The sequence below is a fragment of the Variovorax sp. WDL1 genome, from assembly GCF_001541225.1.
Taxonomy (GTDB): domain Bacteria; phylum Pseudomonadota; class Gammaproteobacteria; order Burkholderiales; family Burkholderiaceae_C; genus Variovorax.
Map to the genome: position 1 here is coordinate 1 of NZ_LMTS01000250.1, position 1,922 is coordinate 1,922.

Sequence of the window (1,922 nt, forward strand, 5' to 3'; positions counted from 1 at the left end):
AAGCCTGGAATCGACGCTGGTCCACATCGGTCTCATCAAGATCGACGGCACCCAGGTCTATCCGACGAGCCAGGCGCAACCCGAGGCGCCGCCGGCCGAAGACGCATCCGCGTCCGAAGCCGACGACGCCATCGACACGGCCACCGAGCCCGCCGAGCGCGAGCCCGAGGCGCAAGTCGAAGAGCAGGAGCCGGCATTGGCTGCTTCGTTCTGATACGGCATGGCCCCTCACGGGGCCTTGTCGCTTCTCTTCCCGCATCCGCCGCGTCCCCATGACGCGCGCTTGCGCATTTCATCCCCCGAGTTCCGCGTGGTCTCACCGCCGCGCGGTTGTCGCATTTCTCAAAGGAGATCAGCCATGTCTCTGGCATCCCGTTTTGCTCCGCAATCCCCGATCCTGCGCTCCGATCGTCCACTCTCGGACGACCGCATTCGTGCCGTCGTTCCGTCGATCTTCGCCGACGCTCCGCATGGGAGTCGGTCCGATCGATATGCCTACATACCGACCTCGACCGTGCTGACCAAGCTGCGCCAGGAGGGCTTCGAGCCCTTCATGGTGTGCCAGACACGCGTGCGCAACGAAGACCGGCGCGAGTACACGAAGCACCTCATCCGACTTCGCCATGCGAGCCAGATCAACGGCGACGAGGCGAACGAGATCATCCTGCTCAACAGCCACGACGGCACGAGCAGCTATCAGATGCTCGCCGGCATGTTCCGGTTCGTCTGCCACAACGGCCTGGTTTGCGGTGACACCACCGCCGACATCCGCGTTCCCCACAAGGGCGACGTGGCCAGCCAGGTGATCGAAGGTGCCTACGGAGTCCTCGAAGGCTTCGAGCGCGTGCAGAACGCGCGCGATGCGATGCGCACCATCAACCTCGATGAGGGCGAAGCGGAGGTCTTTGCAAACTCCGCGCTCGCACTCAAGTACGACGATCCAGCCAAGTCCACGCCTGTCACGGAGAGCCAACTGCTGGCACCCCGGCGATGGGACGACCGCAAGAACGACCTGTGGGCCGTCTTCAACCGCGTCCAGGAGAACCTCGTCAAAGGAGGCCTGAACGGACGCAAGGCCAACGGCCGCAATCAGCGCACCCGTCCGGTGCAAGGCATCGACCAGAACCTGCGCCTGAACCGGGCGTTGTGGCTGCTGGCCGAAGGCATGCGCCAGCTCAAGGCGTGATGCCACGCGGACCTCGCCCACCTCGGGCGAGGCCATTCCTCTCATCCACCGGGTGCCGTCGGCGGCCCGTCATTCATCATCAGGAGAACCATCATGGCAACCCCATCGGCTTCCGAGAAATCGGTTGCGCCCATCGTCGTCCCCGGCCAGCTCACGCTGCGTACCATCCGCGGCAAGAACGGCCCGTTCACGGTTGGCCGCCTCGCCACGCACCTCGGTACTTTCGAGGTCAAAGACCCGGAGCTGGAGCAGTACCCCGAAGGCAAGTACGACGGGGAATTCATCATCAGGTACATCTTCCCGAAGTCCTATCCGGTCGGCGGCGGCATGCGGTTCGAGATCCGTGCCAGCCTCGACGGCATGACGCTCAACGGCATCGACAAACTCAGCCGCGACGAAGCACGCAGCTTCGCCACCCAGGACGTCGATCCGCTCGATGAAGAGCAAGCGGCGCAGCCTGCGGCAACACCGGCCAAGCCCGCCAAAGCGTCCAGGCCCGCCAAGCCCGCACCCGTGCAGGCGTCCGCGGACCCGATGGTCGATACCACGCCCTTTGGCGTGGATGCGCCGCCACCTGCTGCGGCTTCTGCCCTTGGCAGTACCGACGACGGTGACACTGCAATGTTCGGCCTGCTGTGGCCGCTGGGCGAGTCCGTGAAACTGGATTCGACCATCGACCGCCGCACCCTGCGCGCGCAGATCGCCCGCCTGGGCGAGTTGGGCTACGCGCTGGACT

General features: G+C 65.1%; 2 protein-coding genes and 1 pseudogene. All 3 read left to right on the top strand.

Annotated elements, in window-relative coordinates; all coding sequences use genetic code 11:
• Positions 1-214, top strand: a pseudogene (locus tag APY03_RS31640) (DUF3577 domain-containing protein); the annotation flags it as partial.
• Positions 215-358: 144 nt separating this feature from the next.
• Positions 359-1,186: a DUF932 domain-containing protein gene (locus APY03_RS31645; protein ID WP_003120024.1), complete on the top strand. Its 828-nt coding sequence runs from the start codon at positions 359-361 to the stop codon at positions 1,184-1,186.
• A gap of 93 nt (positions 1,187-1,279) precedes the next feature.
• Positions 1,280-1,922 (top strand): DUF3275 family protein (locus APY03_RS31650; protein ID WP_068683426.1); only part of this gene is annotated, 643 nt, incomplete at its 3' end.

What these genes read in the sequence shown, in the direction of transcription:
- APY03_RS31645 (WP_003120024.1), top strand. Translation starts at nt 359, where the DNA reads ATGTCTCTGGCATCCCGTTTTGCTCCGCAATCCCCGATCCTGCGCTCC.